General features: G+C 61.2%; 17 protein-coding genes and 1 tRNA gene. 7 read left to right on the top strand and 11 right to left on the bottom strand.

Annotated elements, in window-relative coordinates; all coding sequences use genetic code 11:
- Positions 1-155 precede the first annotated feature (155 nt).
- The gene (locus PspS34_RS23620; protein ID WP_057713298.1) at positions 156-1,574 is read right to left on the bottom strand and encodes a short-chain fatty acid transporter; all 1,419 of its coding nucleotides are present in this window, start codon (positions 1,572-1,574) and stop codon (positions 156-158) included.
- A 202-nt stretch (positions 1,575-1,776) separates the two neighbouring features.
- Here PspS34_RS23620 and PspS34_RS23615 point away from each other — a divergent pair, with 202 nt between their 5' ends.
- The 4 genes from PspS34_RS23615 (at position 1,777) to ddlA (ending at position 6,430) form a co-directional block, all read left to right on the top strand.
- The gene (locus PspS34_RS23615; RefSeq protein ID WP_342792006.1) at positions 1,777-3,087 is read left to right on the top strand and encodes an MFS transporter; all 1,311 of its coding nucleotides are present in this window, start codon (positions 1,777-1,779) and stop codon (positions 3,085-3,087) included.
- 118 nt (positions 3,088-3,205) lie between these two features.
- Positions 3,206-4,522, top strand: a complete 1,317-nt coding sequence (locus PspS34_RS28845; protein WP_150815032.1) for a PAS domain-containing methyl-accepting chemotaxis protein — start codon at positions 3,206-3,208, stop codon at positions 4,520-4,522.
- Positions 4,523-4,688: 166 nt separating this feature from the next.
- Entirely contained in the window at positions 4,689-5,288 is a 600-nt protein-coding gene (locus PspS34_RS23605) for a flavin reductase family protein (RefSeq protein ID WP_154860528.1), read from the top strand.
- A gap of 47 nt (positions 5,289-5,335) precedes the next feature.
- A complete protein-coding gene (ddlA, locus tag PspS34_RS23600; RefSeq protein WP_154860527.1) occupies positions 5,336-6,430 on the top strand; it encodes a D-alanine--D-alanine ligase in 1,095 nt (364 codons plus the stop codon).
- A 57-nt stretch (positions 6,431-6,487) separates the two neighbouring features.
- On the opposite strand, the gene PspS34_RS23595 is transcribed toward ddlA, so the two are convergent.
- The 3 genes from PspS34_RS23595 to ggt all read right to left on the bottom strand — a co-directional run bounded on the left by PspS34_RS23595 (position 6,488) and on the right by ggt (position 9,173).
- Entirely contained in the window at positions 6,488-6,859 is a 372-nt protein-coding gene (locus tag PspS34_RS23595; protein ID WP_057398063.1) for a helix-turn-helix domain-containing protein, read from the bottom strand.
- A gap of 3 nt (positions 6,860-6,862) precedes the next feature.
- Positions 6,863-7,165: a type II toxin-antitoxin system HigB family toxin gene (locus PspS34_RS23590; protein WP_090457679.1), complete on the bottom strand. Its 303-nt coding sequence runs from the start codon at positions 7,163-7,165 to the stop codon at positions 6,863-6,865.
- 175 nt (positions 7,166-7,340) lie between these two features.
- Complete coding sequence (gene ggt / locus PspS34_RS23585; protein ID WP_154860526.1) at positions 7,341-9,173, bottom strand: gamma-glutamyltransferase; 1,833 nt, start codon at positions 9,171-9,173, stop codon at positions 7,341-7,343.
- Positions 9,174-9,339: 166 nt separating this feature from the next.
- Between ggt and PspS34_RS23580 the strand changes: the two genes are divergently transcribed.
- Entirely contained in the window at positions 9,340-10,449 is a 1,110-nt protein-coding gene (locus PspS34_RS23580; protein WP_154860525.1) for a DUF2817 domain-containing protein, read from the top strand.
- Positions 10,450-10,547: 98 nt separating this feature from the next.
- On the opposite strand, the gene PspS34_RS23575 is transcribed toward PspS34_RS23580, so the two are convergent.
- The 6 genes from PspS34_RS23575 to PspS34_RS23550 all read right to left on the bottom strand — a co-directional run bounded on the left by PspS34_RS23575 (position 10,548) and on the right by PspS34_RS23550 (position 16,161).
- A tRNA-Met gene (locus tag PspS34_RS23575) sits at positions 10,548-10,624 on the bottom strand.
- 87 nt (positions 10,625-10,711) lie between these two features.
- Positions 10,712-12,166, bottom strand: a complete 1,455-nt coding sequence (locus PspS34_RS23570) for an amidase (RefSeq protein ID WP_154860524.1) — start codon at positions 12,164-12,166, stop codon at positions 10,712-10,714.
- Positions 12,167-12,226: 60 nt separating this feature from the next.
- On the bottom strand, positions 12,227-13,273 hold the full coding sequence (locus tag PspS34_RS23565) for an extracellular solute-binding protein (protein WP_150814898.1): 1,047 nt from the start codon (positions 13,271-13,273) through the stop codon (positions 12,227-12,229).
- A gap of 27 nt (positions 13,274-13,300) precedes the next feature.
- Positions 13,301-14,110, bottom strand: a complete 810-nt coding sequence (locus PspS34_RS23560) for an ABC transporter permease (protein WP_167362877.1) — start codon at positions 14,108-14,110, stop codon at positions 13,301-13,303.
- Entirely contained in the window at positions 14,107-15,027 is a 921-nt protein-coding gene (locus tag PspS34_RS23555) for an ABC transporter permease (RefSeq protein ID WP_007981819.1), read from the bottom strand. The genes PspS34_RS23560 and PspS34_RS23555 overlap by 4 nt, the downstream gene beginning before the upstream one ends.
- 15 nt (positions 15,028-15,042) lie before the next feature.
- On the bottom strand, positions 15,043-16,161 hold the full coding sequence (locus PspS34_RS23550; RefSeq protein WP_154860523.1) for an ABC transporter ATP-binding protein: 1,119 nt from the start codon (positions 16,159-16,161) through the stop codon (positions 15,043-15,045).
- A 228-nt stretch (positions 16,162-16,389) separates the two neighbouring features.
- Here PspS34_RS23550 and PspS34_RS23545 point away from each other — a divergent pair, with 228 nt between their 5' ends.
- A complete protein-coding gene (locus PspS34_RS23545; protein ID WP_057713310.1) occupies positions 16,390-17,295 on the top strand; it encodes a LysR substrate-binding domain-containing protein in 906 nt (301 codons plus the stop codon).
- A gap of 15 nt (positions 17,296-17,310) precedes the next feature.
- Here the strand turns inward: PspS34_RS23545 and PspS34_RS23540 are convergent, their stop codons facing one another.
- A complete protein-coding gene (locus PspS34_RS23540) occupies positions 17,311-19,368 on the bottom strand; it encodes a methyl-accepting chemotaxis protein (protein ID WP_154860522.1) in 2,058 nt (685 codons plus the stop codon).
- Positions 19,369-19,701: 333 nt separating this feature from the next.
- Between PspS34_RS23540 and PspS34_RS23535 the strand changes: the two genes are divergently transcribed.
- Positions 19,702-20,919, top strand: coding sequence for an MFS transporter (locus PspS34_RS23535; RefSeq protein ID WP_154860521.1), 1,218 nt, complete (start codon positions 19,702-19,704; stop codon positions 20,917-20,919).
- Positions 20,920-20,990 lie beyond the last annotated feature (71 nt).

Genomic DNA, 20,990 nt, shown 5'->3' with positions numbered 1-20,990 from the left:
TGTCAGGCAACGTGCACTCTCAATGTGGGAGAAACCACAGTGGGAGCGGGTTTGCTCGCGATGGCGTCGGCACATTCAGTATCAATATGTCAGTGACATTGTCATCGCGAGCAAGCTCGCTCCCACAGGGTTCTATGTCATCACCACCATTTGGGTCACGGCATCACCGGCGGCGTATACGTCAGCGTCGTGCCCAGTGCCCACAGCAAAAACAGCACCAGTGGCGTGTGCACCAGCAACTGCACGAACGAGAAACCGATCAGGTCCCGCGCCTTCAACCCCAGTACGCCCAGCAACGGCAGCATGTAGAACGGATTGATCAGGTTCGGCAAGGCTTCGGCAGCGTTGTAGATCTGTACGGCCCAGCCCAGGTGATAGTTCAGGTCATTGGCCACCTGCATCACGTACGGCGCTTCGATGATCCACTTGCCGCCGCCGGACGGAATGAAGAAGCCGAGGATCGCCGAGTACACACCCATCAGCAGGGCATAGGTGTCGTGGGAGGCAATACTGACGAAAAAGGTCGAGATGTGGTGCGCCAGGGTCTGCGCATCGGCACCCTTGACCGTGGTCATCAGTGCGGCGATCGAGCCGTACAGCGGGAACTGGATCAACACACCGGTGGTGGTCGGTACCGCACGGGACACGGCATCCAGAAAGCTGCGCGGACGCCAGTGCAGCAGCGCACCCAGCATGATGAACAGGAAGTTGTAGGTGTTCAGCCCGGAAATCGCGCTGATGGCCGGTTTGGTCGAGAACTCATGGAACAGCCATCCGGCTGCCAGCAGCACCAGCAGAATCGTCAGCAGCGGGCTGTGTTCCAGCCATTCGCCGGGGCGGGTGCGTGGTTGCAGCGGTGGCAGGTTGAAGCTTGGGTCGATCCCGCAGGCGTTGGCGTCTCGCGCGGAGTTCGGGCCGGGGGCGGTGGCGTAGGCAACGATCAGTGAAACGATGATCAGAGCCAGCAACATCACACCGGACTGCCAAAGAAAGATCGTCTGGGTGAAAGGGATCACCCCGGTGATCGACAGGATCGACGGCGGCAGGCTGGCCGGGTTGGCCTGCAATTGCGCAGCGGACGATGACAGGCCCAGGGCCCAAACCGCGCCGAGGCCCAGGTAGACAGCGGCACCAGCGGCGCGGTAGTCCATCTTCAGATCGGTTCTGCGGGCCAGAGCGCGCACCAGCAAACCGCCGAACACCAGCGACAGACCCCAGTTCAGCAGCGACGCAACCATGGAAATCAGCGCCACCCAGGCCACGGCGGAACGGCCGTTTTTCGGGATTTTCGCCAGGCGGTCGATCAGCTTCACCGCTGGTGGCGAACTGGCGACCACGTAACCACCGATTACCACGAACGCCATCTGCATGGTGAACGGGATCAGGCTCCAGAAGCCGTCACCGAACGCCACCGCGGCATCGGTGGGCTTGGCACCCATCGCCATGGTGGCCAGGGCCACGATAATCACCGCCAGGGCAGCAAACACCCAGGAGTCGGGAAACCAGCGTTCGGCAAAACTTGAACAGCGCAGGGCAAAGCGGGCGGAGCGGCTATCTTCGATATCAGCGGCCACGGGGGGTACCTCGGATTTATTATGTTTGTAGTGGTCTTCGGGGCAGTAACCGCCCGTCTGGACAGGCGCCAACATTAATTCAAGCCGAGGACTTTTGTGGGGCTGTTTCGTGGCTATGGGACTTTGGTCTAACGGGTTGTCCGCCGGTGCATTTGCGTAGACCATGGGCGCCTTGGTTTTTGCCTGTGCCAGAGTTCTTTTCATGACTAACACCGATTCGCGCCCGACGCCGTTCAGCCGCTCGGACTACAAGACCCTGGGGCTCGCCGCTCTCGGCGGGGCGCTGGAAATCTACGACTTCATCATCTTCGTGTTTTTCGCCCTGACCCTCAGCCAGTTGTTCTTCCCGCCGGAAATGCCCGAGTGGCTTCGATTGCTGCAAAGCTTCGGGATCTTCGTCACCGGTTACCTGGCGCGACCGCTGGGGGGCATCCTGATGGCGCACTTCGCCGACCGTCTGGGGCGAAAGAAAGTCTTCAGCCTGAGCATCCTGATGATGGCGTTGCCCTGTCTGCTGATCGGGATCATGCCGACCTACGCGCAAATCGGCTATTTCGCACCCTTGCTGCTGTTGGCCCTGCGCATCCTCCAAGGCGCGGCGGTGGGCGGTGAGGTACCCAGTGCCTGGGTATTCGTCGCCGAGCACGCGCCCATCGCCCATCGCGGCTATGCCCTGGGTTTCCTGCAAGCGGGGCTGACCTTCGGTTACCTGATCGGTGCTTTGACCGCGACCTTCCTGGCGCAGGCGTTCACTGCGGCGGAAATCCTCGATTACGCCTGGCGTTATCCCTTCCTGTTGGGCGGCGTGTTTGGGGTGATTGGCGTGTGGCTGCGTCGCTGGCTCAGCGAAACCCCAGTGTTCACGACCATGCAGGCGCAGCGCGAGGCGGCCAGCGAACTGCCGCTGCGTACGGTCTTGCGCGAGCATCGCCTGGCCATTTTGCCGGCGATGATTCTCACTTGTGTGCTGACCTCGGCGGTGGTGGTGTTCGTGGTCATCACCCCGACCATGATGCAGAAAACCTTTGGCATGACCGCCAGCCATACCTTTGCCTTGAGCGCACTGGGCATCGTGTTCTTGAACATCGGCTGCGTGCTCGCCGGGCTGCTGGTCGATCGCATAGGCGCCTGGCGCACAGTAATGCTCTATAGCCTGCTGCTGCCGCTGGGCATCGGCGTGCTGTATGCCTGCCTGATCATGGGCGGCGACTGGATCGGCTTGGCCTACGCGGTGGCCGGGCTGTCCTGCGGGGTAGTTGGCGCGGTGCCATCGGTGATGGTTAGCCTGTTCCCGGCGCGGATTCGCGTTTCGGGGATCTCGTTCACCTACAACATTGCCTATGCCGCATGGGCGAGTGTCACACCGCTGTTGTTGATCGGTCTGATGCCATGGAGTCCATGGATCTGCGTGATGTTCAGTGCGGTAATGGGCGCGGTGGGCATGGGCAGTGCGGCGTACTTCGGTGCGCGGATGCCGAGAATCGCAGGCTGTCCTGCGGCTGGTGCGCATTGATCGGGCATGTCGTAACTATTTTTTGTAGGACAAGCCTGAAGCACGCTTAAGAAAATGTTTCCAAGGCCGATGGTTAGGCTGCATATCGCTTTCTACCCCTGTCCATCGGTGCTTTCCCATGTTCAATAAACGCTTGAAGCAGGAGCTGTCGGCTCTTCGTGAAGAACTCTCCAGCCTCCAGCAAGTGAAGGAAAGTCTGGAAAGCGAAATGCTGGTGCTGACCCTCGACAGCAACGGGCGGGTTCAGTCGGTCAACCAGAACTTCCTTGGCGAAATGCATTACAAGAGCGGCGACCTGATTGGCCGACACATCGACGATCTGGTCCCGGATCACGTGAAATCCGATGAATTCCAGCTGCGCTTCAAGAACGCGTTGACCCGTGGCGAGCACTTCGCCGGCGCAGTGCGTCTGTTGCGCGGTACCGGCCAGGAAGCGTGGTTGCGTTCGATCCTGCAACCGGTGCGCTCGGCGGACGGTCGGATCAGGTATTTTTCGATCTTCTCCAGCGACCTGACCCGCACCATCGAGGCCTCCCGCGAACACGAGAACCTGATCGGCGCGCTGGTGCGCTCCACGGCGGTGATCGAATTCGACCTCAACGGCAACGTGCTGACCGCCAACGACCGCTTCCTCAGCGGTATGGGTTACAGCCTGGCGCAGATCAAGGGCAAGCATCACCGCACCTTCTGCCTGCCGGAAGAATACAACAGTGACGCATACCATAACTTTTGGCGTCGCCTGAACGCGGGCGAGTACGTGGCCGACCGTTTCAAACGTGTCGACAGCCATGGTCGTACGGTCTGGCTTGAGGCGTCCTACAACCCGGTGGCCGATGCCAACAATAATCTCTACAAGGTGGTGAAGTTCGCCACGGTGATTACCGATCAGGTCAATCAGGAGCAAGCCGTCGCGGAGGCGGCCAACATCGCCTACAGCACCTCGCAGCAAACCGACCAAAGCGCCCAGCGCGGCAACGCCGTGGTGACCCAGGCCGTGGACGTGATGCGCGACCTGGCCAGGCATATGCAAACCGCCGGCGATGGCATCGAAGCGCTGAACGAGCAGTCGCTGGTGATCGGTACCATTGTCAAAACCATCAGCGGCATTGCCGAGCAGACCAACCTGCTGGCGCTCAACGCGGCCATCGAAGCGGCCCGTGCGGGCGAGCAGGGGCGGGGGTTCGCCGTGGTGGCTGATGAGGTCCGGCAACTGGCTTCGCGCACCAGCCAGGCCACCGACGAAATCGTCCTCGTGGTGCGGCAGAACCAGGACATGGCGCGCAACGCCGTAGCGCTGATGACCGACGGCAAGCTTCAGGCCGAGCAGGGCCTGGCACTGGCGGCGGAAGCGGGTACGGTGATTGTCGAGATCCAGGACGGCGCGCAGAAAGTGGTCAACGCGGTGGGGCAGTTTGCCAATCAACTCACCAACTGACCTGCGATCAGCTCTTGGTGGAAGCGGGCTTGCTCCGGCGGCGTTCCGACGAAAGCGGTGTGTCATTCAACCCAGCGGTGGCTGAATTGACGCCTTCGCGAGCAAGCCCGCTCCCACAGGGTTACGTGGGCGCTACAATCGGCTCTTTATCCAGGAGCAGACTTCCATGAGCGTTCCCCACCGCCGTTCGGTTCCCTTGTCCAAGGCCTATCGTCTGCTCAATCATGGCCCGACCGTGCTGGTCAGCGCAGCCCACGGTGGCCAACGCAATATCATGGCGGCAGCCTGGGCCATGCCGCTGGATTTCGAACCACCGAAAATTGCCGTGGTGCTGGACAAGTCCACATGGACTCGCCAGTTGCTGGAAGCCTCGGGCACGTTTGTGCTGAACGTTCCGTGCGCTGCACAGGCCGACATTGTGCAGACCGTCGGTTCGACCTCCGGCCTGGAGTTGACCCAGGGCCAGGGGCGCGACAAGTTTGAGACCTACGATTTACAGACGTTCACCGGTCAGTCGGTTGATGCGCCGATGCTCGAAGGCTGCGTGGCCTGGCTGGAATGTCGCCTGTTGCCGGAGCCGAACAACCATCAGCAGTACGATCTGTTCCTGGCTGAAGTGATTGCCGCCCAGGCTGACGAGCGCGTGTTCAGCGAAGGCCGCTGGCACTTCGAAGGGCAAGACGCCTTGCGCACCTTGCACCACGTGGCGGGCGGGCACTTCTTGACCATTGGTGACCCGGTGGACGGCAAGACCTTGCAGCCGTAAGGTTTCGACTATTCAAGTTGTAAGCACATTCACCAAGAGGCCAGGCGATGAGAAAACTGCGTGTAGGGATAGTCTTTGGCGGGCGCTCGGCAGAGCACGAAGTGTCGCTGCAGTCGGCGAAGAATATTGTCGACGCCCTCGATCGCTCTCGCTTCGAACCAGTGCTGATCGGCATCGACAAACAAGGTCACTGGCACCTCAACGACCCTTCCAACTTTTTGCTGAATCAGGAAAATCCGGCGCTGATCGCCCTCAACCAGTCCAACCGCGAACTGGCCGTGGTGCCGGGTAAGGCCAGTCAGCAACTGGTGGAAACTTCCAGCCAGGAAATGCTCGGCCACGTCGATGTGATCTTCCCGATTGTCCACGGCACCCTCGGTGAGGATGGTTGCCTGCAAGGCTTGCTGCGCATGGCCGATCTGCCGTTTGTCGGCTCCGATGTGCTGGGCTCGGCCGTGTGCATGGACAAGGACATCAGCAAGCGCCTGCTGCGCGATGCCGGCCTGGCCGTGACACCGTTCGTGACATTGACCCGCGCCACGGCGGCCCGCACCGGGTTTGCCGAAGTGCGGGGCAAGTTGGGTTTGCCGCTGTTCGTCAAACCGGCGAATCAGGGCTCTTCCGTGGGCGTGAGCAAGGTCACCGACGAGGCTGAGTACAGCGCAGCGGTGGAGCTGGCCTTGAGTTTCGATACCAAGGTGTTGATCGAATCTGCCGTAAACGGCCGCGAGATTGAATGCGCGGTGCTCGGCAATGAAGACGCCATCGCCAGTGGCTGCGGCGAGATCGTGGTGCGCAGCGGGTTCTATTCCTACGACAGCAAGTACATCGACGACACGGCTGCTGAAGTGGTGGTGCCGGCCAATATCAGCGTCGAGGCCAGCGAGCGCATTCGCGCCCTGGCCGTCGAAGCGTTCCAGATACTGGGCTGCTCCGGCCTGGCCCGCGTCGACGTGTTCCTGACTGACAGCGGCGAAGTGCTGATCAACGAAATCAACTCGCTGCCCGGCTTCACCCGCATCAGCATGTACCCGAAACTGTGGCAGGCCACCGGCATGACCTACAGCGAGCTGGTGACGCGACTGATCGAGCTGGCGCTGGAAAGGCACCAGGTTCGGCAGGGGTTGAAAATCAGTCGATAAGCGGAGTTCTGCATCGTCCGTATTATCGGTAGGTATGCTTGCAAGAGCCGACCCTGATCAAGCGTGTTTGACCGGTTTGATCAGGCTCTGGGCGGGTATCCCGAACAGCTCGTGCAGTTTCCAGATCATTGGAAGCGTCAACGCTCGCTTGCCATTGAGTACTTCATAAACACGATTTGTGCGGCCGATGGCGGGTGCAAGATCGGCGGCGGACAATCCGGACTGCTCCATTCTGAACTTGATCGCATCGATAGGATTGGGTAAGTCGACCGGGAAGTGCTTCGACTCATACGATTCGATCAGCGTAATCATGATGTCAAAGTAATCTCCCTCGGGAGTGCCAATCTCTGGTTCATTCTCAAACAGAGCCGACACGCTCTTGAGGGCGGCGCGGTAATCCTCTTCTGTGTGAATCGGGCGAATGTTCATGGGTTACTCCATTTCGACGTTATCAGCGTCGACCGTGTCGTACTGCTTGTGAGTGCCGACAAATTTTATGTACACGGCGCCAAAGCGATAAGCTACGGCGACTATCAGCCTGAAGTCGTTACCCTTGATGTTGAACACGACTCTGCGGCTTTTGAGAATACTGGCTGTAGCGAAGTGCAGTTTTATGTCGGCAGGCGTTTTCCAGGCTGCATTTCTTACCTCGTCAATCCAGGCCAACAAGGGTTGTTCTGCGCTCGGGTATCTCTCCCAAAATTGCTTCAGCTGATTGATGGCGATGATTCTCATGGCATGATCCTAGTCCCAACGTGGGACTGATGCAAGTCTGTGGAGGCGCAGAAACTCTAACCAGGACGCAATTGTTTGCGGGTAGGAAAAAGCAGCGGGAGAGAGGCGAGCTGGACTCTTTACCAATAAAAAGGGCCTACCCACCGGTAAGCCCTTTCTCATCCCCGCGTACGACTCAATCCCCCAGCGCTTGCCCTTCACGCCGCGGATCGGCTCCGCCTGTCAGCGACGCTTTGCCTTGGGCGTCCTTGACCCGAACAATCGCCTGGGTCCCGCTGGTCATGTCGATCTCGCTCACGCTGTGCCCTTTGTCTTTCAGCGCCTGAATCAGCGTCGGGCTGAACTGCCCCTGTTCCAGTTCGGTCGGGCCGTTGCGGCTGCCGAAGTTGGCCAGGTTGATGGCGGCTTGGGCATCGAGGTTCCAGTCGAGCAGGCCGATGGTGGATTTGGCCACGTATTCGATGATTTGCGAGCCGCCGGGGGAACCGACGGTGGCGAGGAATTCGCCGCTCTGGCGGTCGAAGATCAGGGTTGGGGCCATGGACGAACGCGGGCGTTTGCCGGGCTCGACGCGGTTGGCGACTTTTTGCCCGTTTTCCTCGGGGATGAACGAGAAGTCGGTCATCTCGTTGTTGAGCATGAAACCCTGAACCATGATGTGCGAGCCGAACGCTGACTCGATGGTGGTGGTCATCGATACGGCGCCGCCTGCGTCATCGACGGCCACCACTTGCGAGGTGGAAATCCGCAGCGGCGAACGGTCCGGCGCATAGGCCACGCGGATACCCGGCGGAGTGCCGTGTTTGGCCGTGCCCATGCTGCGTTCACCAATCAGGGCGGCGCGGCTGGCGAGGTAGGCCGGGTCGACCAGGCCCTTGGCCGGCACGGGGACGAAGTCTGTATCGGCTAAGTATTGAGCGCGGTCGGCGTAGGCCAGGCGTTCGGCCTCAGAGATCAGGTGCACGGCTTGCGGGTCGGGTTCGATGCCGGCCGGGGCCGTGGTCTTGACCGGTTGCAGCGGTGCCAGCGCCAGGCGTTTATCGCGGGTCTCCAGGGCTTGCAGCGTGCCGAGGATCTGCGCCACGGCGATCCCGCCCGACGACGGCGGCGGCATGCCGCAGACCTGCCAGCGCTTGTAGTCGGTGCACAGCGGTGCGCGCTCCTTGGCCTGGTAGTTGGCGAGATCGGTCAGGGACAGGCTGCCGGGGTTGGCGTGCCCCTGTACCTTGGCCGCGATTTCCTCGGCGACCGGGCCTTTGTACAGGGCATCCGGGCCTTCATGGGCGATGCGTTTGAACACGGCGGCCAGTGCCGGGTTCTTCAAGTTTGTGCCGACGGCTTTTGGGCTGCCATCGGCATTGCGAAAGTAAGCCATCATTTCCGGGGAGCGAGGCATGGACGAATCCGCGGCGATCAACCGGTGCAGGCGTGGCGAAATGGCGAAGCCTTGTTCGGCGAGCTGGATGGCCGGTTCAAACAGCTGCGCCCAGGGCAGGCGTCCGTGTTTTTGATGGGCCAGTTCCAGGGCGCGCAGCACGCCGGGTGTGCCCACCGAACGACCGCCAATCTGCGCCTGGGTGAACCCCATCGGTTGTCCGTTGGCTTGCAGGAAAAGCTTTTCGGTGGCGCCGGCCGGGGCGGTTTCACGTCCGTCGTAGGTGCGCACGGCCTTGCCATCCCAGAGGACGATCAATGCGCCGCCGCCGATGCCCGAAGACTGTGGCTCGACTAGCGTCAACACGGCTTGCATCGCAATCGCCGCGTCGATGGCCGAGCCGCCCCGGCGCAGCATCTCCCGCCCGGCTTCGGCCGCCAGCGGATTGGCCGCCGCTGCCATGTATTTGTCGGCATGTTGAGTTTTCAGGTCGGTGCGGAACCCGGAAGCGCTTTCCGGAGCGAGCGGCAGCGTCGGCACCGAAGCGTTGTGGCACGCGGCCAGGGTCAAGGCACTGGCGAGCAGAACCAGGGTTGGCAGGCGATAGCGGCGCAATGGAAAGGTTGAGAACACGTGGGGTACTCCGTCCGTTGGATCTACGATCAGTGGACTTTATCGACCGACCGGGAGGGACGCAAACCGGGTCCCATGGCGCTGAAGTTTTTATCCTTCATCAATAGCGGGATTTTCTGTAGGGTCGTTGCCAACAGGCAGGCCGGAAAATCAACAAGAGGCAGACATGCAAACCGAGTTCCCCACCCAGTCCAGCTATCGCACCCAGCGTGAACAGTTCCTGGCCGCCGCGACCACGGCAGGCGCAACGCTGACGGAGTATCCACACCCGCTCAAGGGGCCGTTTGGTGAGTCCCTTAGCACGGATGTGGCGGTATTGGGTGATCCGGGCGCCAAGCGCCTGTTGATCGCGCTGAGCGGCACCCACGGAGTCGAAGGCTTCTACGGCTCGGGCTGCCAGATCAAATGGCTGCAGGAGTTGGGCAAGCGCTCCCTGCCAGCGGATGTCGCCGTGGTCATGATCCATGCCATCAACCCTTGGGGCATGGCGTGGTTGCGCCGGGTCAACGAAGACAACATCGACCTGAACCGCAATCACCTGGATTTCCAGCGACCGCTGCCGGACAACCAGGCCTATGACGCGCTGCATGAAATCTATGCCTGCCCACAGTTGCAAGGTCCGGAGCGTGATCGTGCCGATGCCTTGCTCGACGAACAGATTCGCCTGCACGGCTGGCCGGCAGTCATGTCGATTGTCGAGGGCGGTCAGCATGCTCACCCCGACGGTCTGTTTTTCGGCGGGCTGGCGCCGAGCTGGTCGAACCGCACGTTGCACAAGATCGTGCAAATGCACGTAGCCCATGCCGAGGTCGCCATGTGTTTCGACTTGCACACGGGCGCTGGCGAATACGGTCATCCGATGTTGTTGACCATCACCGAGTCCGCCTATCCGGCGCTGGCGGATGCGCAGGCGATTTATGGCCCGTGGCTCTACAGCCTGCAAACCAGTGCCGATACCCTGAGCGAAACCGGCGTGGCGGCAACGGCCACCGGCTATACCTCGCAGGCATTGATCGATGCGCTGCCGCAGGTACGGCTGATGCCGTTTGTCATTGAGTGTGGGACTTACCCGGGGCCGGACGTTCACCGGCATCTGCGCGATGATCACTGGCTGCATTTGCATGGCAACCCGAGCGACGCAACGGGGCGCGGGATCAAGTTGAATCTGCTGGAGCAGTTCTATCCGGCGGATAGCGATTGGCAGGCGATGGTCTGGTTGCGCACTTGGCAGATCTGGGAGCGGGCGTTGTCGGCATTGCCGACCATTGGCGTCTGATCGATGCGCGCATGCGGTTGAGGATTTCCTGCAACCGCAGCGTATTTTTTCAAGGCATAAAAAAACGGCCTACCTTTCGGTAAGCCGTTTTTAGTACTTGGTGGCTACACAGGGACTTGAACCCCGGACCCCAGCATTATGAATGCTATGCTCTAACCAACTGAGCTATGTAGCCAAGTGGCGCGCATTATTCACCGGTAACGGGGATGCGTCAAGCATAAATCTAAAATATTTCTCTGCGCTTTCAACCGTTTATCAAAATCTATCCTCTGAGTAGCGGTGAAGGGCAGCGCTGGAACCAGTGGCTGGCCTGTTCGTAGGCGTGGGCCAGTTGCAGGACAGCGAAGTCGGCCTGGTGTCTGCCGATGATTTGCAGGCCCATGGGCAGGCCGCTGGCGTTGAAGCCGACCTGTACGTTGGCTACCGGGCAGCCGGACAAGGTGCCGGGAATCACCACCTCCATCCAGCGGTGATAGGTGTCCATGGTCACGCCTTCGATGGTGGTGGGCCACGGTTGGGTTTTATCGAAGGGGAACACCTGGGCGCTGGGCAGCAGCAGGTAGTCGTATTTTTCGAACAACCTGGAGATCGCCCGATACCAGTCGCTGCGCGTCACCGAGGCGGCAAACACGTCGGTGGCCGAGAGTTTCAGGCCGTTTTCCACTTCCCAGCAGGCTTCCGGTTTCAACAGCGCACGTTTTTGCGGGTCGGCATAGGTCGCGCCCAACGAGCCGGCGACCATCCAGTGGCGCAATGTCCGCCAACTGCTCCACAGTTTCTCTGGCGCGAATTCGCACTGAACGGGTTCGATGTGGCAACCCAGGCTTTCGAAATCGGCAAAGGCCTTTTCGCACAGCGAGAGGATGCCTTTTTCCATCGGCAGGTAGCCGTTGAAGTCGCCGAGCCAGCCCAGACGCGTGCCTTTGAAGTCCCGATCCAGCGGTGCCGCAAAGGCGCGGCCAGACTCGGCAATCGACAGCGGCGCCCGCGCATCGGCCCCGGCCTGTACCGATAGCAGCAACGCCGCATCGCGCACGCTGCGAGCCATGGGGCCTTCGTAGCCGAGTTGGTCGATAAACAGATCGGCACTGTCATCGAAGGGCACGCGGCCCTGGGACGGACGGAACCCGAAGATATTGTTGAAGGCGGCCGGGTTGCGCAGCGAGCCCATCATGTCGCTGCCGTCGGCCACCGGCACCAGGTGCATCGCCAGCGCCGCCGCCGCACCGCCGCTGCTGCCGCCAGCGGTCTTGCTCGGGTCGTAGGCGCAACCGGTCGCGCCGAACAGCGGGTTATAGCTTTGCGAACCGAGGCCGAATTCCGGGGTGTTGCTCTTGCCGATGATGATCGCGCCCGCCGCTTTGATTCGCTCGACCATGATGCCGTCGCGCTCGGGGATGAAGTCCTTGTACAGCGGCGAACCCAGCGTGGTGCGGATGCCTTGGGTCAGGGACAAGTCCTTGATGGCGTGGGGCAGGCCGTGCATCCAGCCGCGGTATTGGCCTTTCGCCAGTTCGGCGTCGCGGATATCGGCCTGGGCCAGCAGGTCTTGCGGCGCTTGCAGGCTCACCAGTGCATTGACCTTCGGATTGAAGCGTTCGATATGGGCAAGATAAGTCTGCATCACTTCCCGGCAGGAAACCTGGCGCAGGCGGATGCGTTCGGCGAGCTCGTGGGCCTGCAACAGGACCAGTTCGCTGATGTTATTAGAGTTCATTGCAAGCGGCCTTTCAGACGGCTGGAAAAACGCCCCGTCATCGCGTCGGGGCGGTAGAGATCAACGCATCAGGTTGGTCCAGAGACGGTCGGCCAGGCGGATCGCGCCTTCGCCGCAGGTCTTGCTGAACACCACCTGGGTGCCTTCGGGAATGTGCAGTTCCGGGGCGTCTTTGAGGCCCGCGTCGAGGAACGGCTCCACACCCTTGATCGGGCTCTGGTGCTTGAGGAAGTTCTGGGTCATCGCCGCGTTTTCAGGCTGGCTGAGGAACGCGATGAAGGCTTTGGCGTTTGCCGGGTTCTTGCTGCCGGTCGGGATGACCATGTTGTCGACCCAGGCCAGCACACCTTCTTTCGGGTACAGGTATTTCAGGCTCGGTTTCATCTCCCGGGCGCGCATCGACGAGCCGCCCCAGAAGGTCGACATGTCGATTTCACCGGAGGCGAGGTTTTCGCGGATCGAACCGGCCTTGGAACTGTAGGTTTTGACGAAGGGTTTCTGCGCCTTGAGCAGGGTCAGAATCTGCTGCATCTGCTTCGGGTCTTCGCTGCACAGTGGAATGTTCAGATACAGGCTGGCCATGTCCACCACGTCGCTGACCGAGTCGAACATGTTGATTCGTCCTTGCAGCTCGGCCGGTGGCTCGTAAAGCACCTTGAGGCTGTCGGTGGGGCCCTTGTAGCGCTCGGTGTTGAGCACCACGCTGGTGGTGCCCCAGATGAATGGCACGGAATAGGCACCTTCCGGGTCCCAGGTGGGTTTTTTCAGGTTGTCGACGACGCTGGCGTAGTAGGGCTGGTTGACCGGGTCGAAGCGCTCCAGCAGTTTTTCCTTGATCAGGATCGGCACGAACTGGTGCGAGGGGATCGCCACGTCATAACCGGCACCGCCCTGTTTCAATTTGGCCAGCAGGGTTTCGTTGGAATCGTAGGAGTCGACTGTGACTTCGATGCCGGTCTGCTTCTGGAACTTGGCGAGAATCTCCGGCGAAAAGTAGCCGCTCCAGCTCACCACGTTGAGTTTTTCCGCGGCCTGAACGCTGCCGACCATGGTCAGCGGTAAAGTCAGGAACAACGAAGTGCCGATGCTTTTAATCCACTTGCTCATGCTATTTCCCCACAGTGCGTAGAAGGTTCAGGTTTTCTTTTTGCCCAGCAGATAAGAGAGCGTGACGAACAGTACCGAGACACCCAGGATCAGGGTCGAGACAGCGTTGACGTCCGGTGTCACACCCATGCGCAACAGGCCGAAGATGAAGATCGGCAAGGTGGTGGTGCCGGCCTGGGAGACCATCATCGAGATCACGAAGTTATCCAGCGACACGATGAAGGCCAGCATCAACCCGGAGAAAATCCCCGGCATCAGCAGCGGCAACGTGACCTTGCGAAAGGTCCGCCACGGGCCGGCATAGAGGTCGGCCGAGGCTTGTTCCAGGGACAGGTCCATGTCGTTCAGGCGTGCCCGTATCGGCAGAAAGGCGAACGGGATACAGAACACCGTGTGCGCGATGATTAGGTTGCCGTAGCCCAGGGACAGACCGATGGTGGAGAACAGCGCGAGGGTGGCGACGCCGACCACGATTTCCGGCAGCACCAGGGGCAACATGATCGCGCCCATGGACAATTGCAGGCCTTTGAACTTCGCACCCCGTGAAGTGCCGAGAGCGGCGAGGGTGGCGATGGCCGTGGCGACCATGCTGGCGCAGACCGCGATCAACAGGCTGTTGCCGGCCGCCTGGCGCAGGGCCTGGTTGGCGAAGGCCGCGCGATACCAGTCGAAGCTGAAACCGGTCCACACCGTGGCCGACTGGTTGGCGTTGAACGAAAACACTACCAGCACCACGATCGGCGCGTAGAGGTACAGGTAGAACAGGAAACTGAATCCGCCGAAGCCGGGGAAGTCCTGCACCCCCAGCGTGTTGCGTTTGAACAGGCCAATCATCACGCACCTCCTTTGGCGATGCGCTGGCGTTCGGCACGCAAGGCATAAACCGTCAGTACCAACATCACCGCCGCCATCAGCACCAGCGACAGGGCCGCACCGAAAGGCCAGTTACGCGCATCGCTGAACTGGCGGAAGATCAGGTTGCCGAGCATCATTCGTGTGCCGCCACCGAGCAGTTCCGGAGCGATCATCGCGCCCAGGCAAGGCACGAAAGTGAGGATGGCGCCGGCGAGAATTCCCGGTTTGGCAATCGGCAACACCACCTTGCGCAAGGTTCGAACGCGTCCGGCGTAGAGGTCTTGAGCGGCTTCGAGCAGGCGGATGTCCATTTTTTCCAGGGTGGCGTAGATCGGCAGCACGACGAAGGGCGCATAGGTATAAACCAGCCCCAGCAGCACCGCGCCGTCGGTGTAGAGCAGTTGCAGCGGCTGGTCGATGACCCCGAGGCCCATCAGGCTGTTGTTGATCACCCCGGTGTTGCGCAGCAGCAGAATCCAGGCGTAGGTGCGGATCAACAGGTTGGCCCAGAACGGTACGGTGATCAGGAAGATCAGCAAGCCACGGCGATGGGCCGGCTGCATGGCCAGCCATACCGCCACCGGAAAACCGATCAACAGGGTGATGAGCGTGGTCAGCCCGGCGATGCCGATGGAACGCAGGGCAATGATCAGGTAGGAGTCGGCGAAGGCCAGGCTGTCGTCCAGTTGCCGCTCGAACAGCAGCGAGGTGTAGGCGTCACTGCTGAATACTTTGTTCACCCCGCCATAGGGGTTGGCCTCCATCAGCGAGTAACCGATGACGATCAGGATCGGCACGATCAGAAACAGGCCGATGGCGATCAGCGCGGGGCTGACACCGAGAAAGCTCTGGAAGGCCCGCCGACGTTCCAGTGTGTTGGCAATCGGTAAAGCGTGCATGGCAATTCCTCGTGCTCAATCGTGCAGGACGCTGGCGCTGCCTTGGTCGAACAACAGACCGGCCTGACTGCCGACGGCGAAGCGTTTGCTCTGGTCGACGCAGTTGGGGGTGCGCACGGTGAGGCGTGAACCGTCGCTCAGGCTGACCTGGTATTGCAGGTCGGTGCCGAGGTAGATCTGCGCTTCGATCCGGCACGGCAGAGCGTTCTCAGTGGTGGCTGGCACCAGATGCAAACGCTCGGGGCGCACGGACAATGTGACGTTGGCACCGACTCGCACATCGCTGCATGGCTGTGCAGGCAGTGGATGACCGGCCGGACCGGCGAACCAGGCGAGGCCGTCTGCAACGCGGGTGACCGTGCCTTCGATGAAGTTGGTTTCACCGATGAAGTCCGCCACGAATCGATTGCGCGGGCGTTCGTAGATGTCTTCCGGACGACCGACCTGCTGCACCTCGCCTTCGGACAACACGGCGATGCGGTCGGACATGGTCAGGGCTTCTTCCTGGTCGTGGGTGACGAAGATGAAGGTGATGCCGGTGCGCGCCTGAATGGTTTTCAGCTCTTCGCGCATGGCCTGGCGCAGCTTGAGGTCCAGCGCCGAGAGCGGTTCGTCGAGCAGCAAGACCTTGGGATGCGGCGCCAATGCACGAGCGAGGGCGACACGCTGTTGCTGACCGCCAGACAGTTGCGCCGGCTTGCGGTTGGCAAAGCGCTCCATCTGCACCAGGGCGAGCATCTCGCGCACCCGTTCGGCCATTTGCGTTTTGTTCAGGACTTTGCCCATCGGGTGGGACTCAAGGCCGAAGGCCAGGTTCTCGGCGATGGTCATGTGCGGGAACAGTGCGTAATGCTGGAACACCGTGTTGACCGGGCGCTGGAAGGGCGGGCGGTCGGCGATGTTTTCGCCGTAGAGCAGAATTTCGCCTTCGGTAGGGAATTCGAACCCGGCGATCATCCGCAGGAGCGTGGTTTTGCCGCAGCCCGAAGGGCCGAGAAGGGTGAAGAACTCGTTGTCGCGAATGTCCAGGTCGATGCTTTTGAGCGCCACCGGGCCAGTCTTTGGATCACCGTAGACTTTGCGCACTGAGCGGATGGACACCGCCAGCGTTTGCAGCGAATGCAGGGCATTCATGCGTTACCTCCGATTCCCCCATCGCCTGCGCACGTGCTGAAAACAGCTGTGTCGTCGGGCCATGGATATTATTTTTCTGGGCAGGATCGAGATTGCGTTCGGGTGTTGTAACCAGCTGTTTTGTTGTTCTGCTGTGGATCGATTATCAGCGAGGGGTTGCGGGGGCGAAACTTCAATTTTAACATAGGGGCTGTTAAAAAATTTAACAGCAGAAGGCGCCCGGAAACCATGCCTGACCACCGTTTGCCGCCGCTCAACGCGGTGCGTGCCTTTGATGCCGCGGCCCGGTTGGGCAGCTATGTCGAAGCCTCCAAGGCCCTGCACGTGACCCAGCCGGCCATCGGCCGCCATGTGAAGTTGCTGGAAGACTGGCTGGGCATCCAACTGTTCGAGCGCACCTCACGCGGGGTCAACCTGACGACGGCGGGGGAGAAGTACCACCGCAAGATCACCGCCGCCTTGCAGCTGATCATCGAAGCGGGAAAAGAGGCGCAGCCAAAACACGCCGAACGCTGGCTGCGCATCATGGTGGTGCCGGGGTTTGCCAAGCGCTGGCTGATGCCGCGCATCGAGGCCATGCGTCATCTGCGTCCGGGCTTGAAGTTCGCCATCGAACCCAACTCCACCTTCACCGAAGTGGATGGCAAAAGCGCTGACCTGGGCATTGTCTACGGGTTGGACGGCCAATATGCGCACTCGCGCACCAGCCTGATTTGTCCTCGGGTGTTTCCGATCTGTTCCCCCGACTATCTGGCCAGCGTCGAGCCCATCGACAGCCCCGCGGACCTGGTGAAACACAACCTGATCCATGTGGATGACGGCGAGTGGTGGAACCTGTGGTTCGCCGCCAACGACCTCGACATGCACCTCAATTCGGACATGCTCTACGTCAACAATGACCACGCATTGTCGGTGGCCGAGAGCGGGCAGGGTATTGCGCTGGCCAACGAAGTGCTGGTGCGCGACGAACTCCATAGCGGCAAGCTGGTGCGGGTGGTGGATGCGCAAGTGAAGCTGGAAAGCTATCGGGTGCTGACGCCGTCCGCCGAGCTCTCGGCGGACGCGGCGTGGTTTATCGACTGGCTCAAGAGCGAACTGGAGCAGGACTTCCCGGAGGCGGTGATCCGCGCCTGAGAAGTCCTGGCCGATTCAACTCAAGCGGAAGCGCCCAGTGTTGTCGCTTAAGGCTTTGCTGCCGTGGCTCAGGGTGTCCGCGGCCTGGTTCACCGCGCGGGCCCCTTCGAGCAAGCGCACCGCCGCTTGATCGACCTGCTGGATATTGCCGCTGACCTCGTCGGCGGTACTGGCCTGTTCCTCCACCGCCGTGGCGATTTGCGCCAGGGTATCGGTGACGCTCTGCACCGCACTGGCGATTTCCCCGAGCCGTTCACCGAGGCCGGTGACCGCTTGCGCATCGCTCTCTGCCTGACTGCACGCGGCTTGCATCAGGCTGACGGCCTCATTCACGGTGTTGCGCAGGCTGTCGACCGTACCGGCGATCTGTGCGGTCGACGACTGGGTGCGTTGCGACAGGCTGCGCACTTCATCGGCCACCACCGCGAAGCCACGCCCTTGCTCGCCCGCCCGAGCCGCCTCGATGGCGGCGTTGAGTGCCAGCAGGTTGGTCTGCTCGGCGACGCCGCGAATAGTGTCGACCACCAGTTGAATCTGCTGTCCTTGTTCACTGACCCGGCCCAGCGCCGCAGCGGTCTCGTTCAGACGTTGATTGAGCTGCTGGATACTCGCGGTGGTGCGCTGGCTGTCACGGCTGCTGTCGGCGGCGATGCGCCGGGTGTGCTGGGCGCTGCCGGACGCCTGTTCGCAACTGTGGGCCACCCCTTGTGAGGTGGCGGCCAGTTGCGTCGCCGCAGCGGCAATCTGGCTGATCTGCAACTGCTGGGCTTCGACTTCGCCCAGGGCGTCGCTGGAATGATGGTTTAGGGTTTGCACCGCGTTGCTCAGTTGCAGGGTTTCGTGATCCACCCCTTGCAGGCTGGTGCGCAGTTGCACCACGGCGACGTTCAGCGCGGTGCTGATGACCGCCAGTTCGTCCCGACCTTGAACCGGCACTTGCAGGCTCAGATTGCCATCGCGCAGGGCCTCGGCCAGTACCGTGATGCCGCTGGCGCTGCGGCGGATCGAGGCCTGCAAACAGATGAACAGATACAGCGCGGCCAACAGCAGGCAGCCCAACACGGCGGCCACAACAACGAACTGGCGGATCGCCGAGTCGTGGTAGTAATCCAGTCGTTGATCCAGCGACACCAGCGACTGCTGACGCAACGAGGCGAGGTCGGCGAGCAGGGCGTCGAGACTGCGTTCGAAGTCCTCCGGCTTGAGGTTGATGCTGCCGCCGAACACGCCGTCATCCAGCACCTTCAGGCCCGCATCCAGGCGCTTGAGGCTGTCGTGGTATTGCCCGGCCCAGGTTTGCAGGGCGTTGGGCAAGCGTGCTTCGAGCAGGCCTGCGGTTTTCACCAGCTGCTCTCGCGCATCGCCGATGCGGCTGCGCAGGTCGCGCAGTTGCAGGCGGCTTTGCAGGGTGAACTGTCCGGACACCACCGAGGCCTGGCCCACAGCAGCCAGACGACCGACCCGTTCGATCAGGTCCGGCGCATGCTGGGTGGAGATCTGCGTCAGCAAATAAGTCTCCAGCCACGGTGCCAGCGTCAGGCGATTGTCCATGGCGATCTGCTCGCGCAAGGCTTGCAGGGCGCTCAAGGCGTTGGTAAAGCGATCGTAGCCATCGGGCCACCAGCCGACATTGCTCAGGCTTTTTGAGTCGAGGCCATCGAGGGCGGTTTGCAGGGCCTGATAACGCGACAGGGTTTCGCCCTCGGCGCTTTCTTTTTGCAGGGCATTGCCCAATTCGGTAGTGGCCTGGCTGACGGCGGGCTGAACCCCATCGAAGGCGGCCATCGCGGCGAGGGTGGCCGGCGTTGGCTGGCGATTGGTTTCCGTGGCGCGCCACCTGGCGGCGCGATCACGCTGGGCGGCGAGCAGGTCATCCAGCGCATCGAGGGCAAGCAGTTGCCGCACCCCGGCGCGTTCGCCGGAGATCAGGCTGAGTTTGTCGCGATAGTCCTGGCCGATCATCCACAGGCTGCCGGCCAGCGGCAGGATAAACAGCAGAAACAACAGCTGGAATTTACGTGCGAAGCCAAAACGCCCCAGCAGCCCGATCCCCGGTGATAAAAAAGCCTGCATGCCCCATGACTCCTCTGGACACCACGCACTATTGGCGTGCGACGGAGGTTGTCGCGCCCCCGACTCGTGCCCTCTAAAAAGGCCTCGAAAGTTCACCCTTGTCCGCTCTGTAGGCCGACTCTGTAGCGAAACTTCCCATTGTCGGTCTCCTTTGTAAGGAGGCCGCGTTCAAGCAGACAAGGAAGGCAAGATTCAGACCATGGCTTTGCGCCATCAAGGATGTGGTGATGAAAAACGAGGTCGTTAGCAGGCTAAGGGGATGGCGTTGCCGCACCGAAAAATGGCACATTGGCGCACCTGCACGTATGTACCTCCTGTTGTCTGGAAATTCCCATGGCTATCAGCAACGCCCAGACCGGCTCAGTGCCGGCGTCCGCTACGCCCCAAAGCAGTCCCCTGGTGATGCGCATCATTGGCGCGGTAGCGCTGGCGCATTTGATCAACGACCTGATCCAGTCGGTGCTGCCGTCGATCTATCCGATGCTCAAGGCCAACTATGGGCTGACCTTCACCCAGGTCGGCCTGATCACCCTGACGTTTCAGCTGACGGCCTCGTTGCTGCAGCCGTGGGTCGGCTACTACACCGATCGCCATCCCAAACCGTGGTTGTTGCCGGCGGGTACGGTCTGCACCTTGATCGGGATTCTGATGATGTCGGTTGTCGGCAGCTTCCCGCTAATCCTGTTGGCGGCGGGGCTGATCGGCATCGGTTCATCGACCTTCCACCCGGAAGCGTCCCGCGTGGCGCGCCTGGCTTCGGGCGGACGCTTCGGGCTGGCGCAATCGACCTTCCAGGTCGGCGGTAACGCAGGCTCGGCGTTCGGCCCGTTGCTGGCGGCGGCGATCATCATTCCCTACGGTCAAGGGCAGGTGGCCTGGTTCGGCCTGTTCGCGGTGTTTGCGCTGTTCGTGCTTTACCGGATCAGCCGCTGGTACGCCAACCATTTGAACCTGTTCAAGCTCAAGCAGGGCCAGGCGGCGACTCACGGCTTGTCCAAGGGCCGAGTGACCAGTGCGCTGGTGGTGCTCGGGTTGCTGGTGTTCTCCAAGTATTTCTACATGTCGAGCCTCACCAGCTACTTCACCTTTTATCTGATCGAGAAGTTCGACCTGTCGGTGGCCAGCTCGCAGCTGCATCTGTTCCTGTTTCTCGGCGCGGTCGCGGCGGGAACGTTCTTTGGCGGGCCGATCGGTGACAGGATCGGGCGCAAGGCGGTGATCTGGTTCTCGATCCTCGGCGTTGCACCCTTCACATTGTTGCTGCCCCATGTCGACCTGTTCTGGACCAGCATCCTCAGCGTGGTCATCGGCTTCATCCTCGCCTCGGCGTTCTCGGCCATCGTGGTGTACGCCCAGGAACTGGTGCCGGGCAATGTCGGGATGATCGCCGGGATATTCTTCGGCCTGATGTTCGGCTTCGGCGGGATTGGCGCGGCGTTGCTGGGCCATCTGGCGGATATTCACGGCATCGAATACGTGTACTACCTGTGTTCGTTCCTGCCGCTGTTCGGGGTGTTGGCAATCTTCCTGCCGCGAACCAAAAAGGCCTGATCCAACACAAATCCCCCCTGTGGGAGCGGGCTTGCTCGCGAAGAGGGAGTGTCAGTCGGTATAACTCTAAC

The organism is Pseudomonas sp. S34, from assembly GCF_009866745.1.
GTDB classification, from domain to species: domain Bacteria; phylum Pseudomonadota; class Gammaproteobacteria; order Pseudomonadales; family Pseudomonadaceae; genus Aquipseudomonas; species Aquipseudomonas jessenii.
Note: the sequence above shows the minus strand (reverse complement) of the source record. Positions and strands in the feature narration are given on the sequence as shown.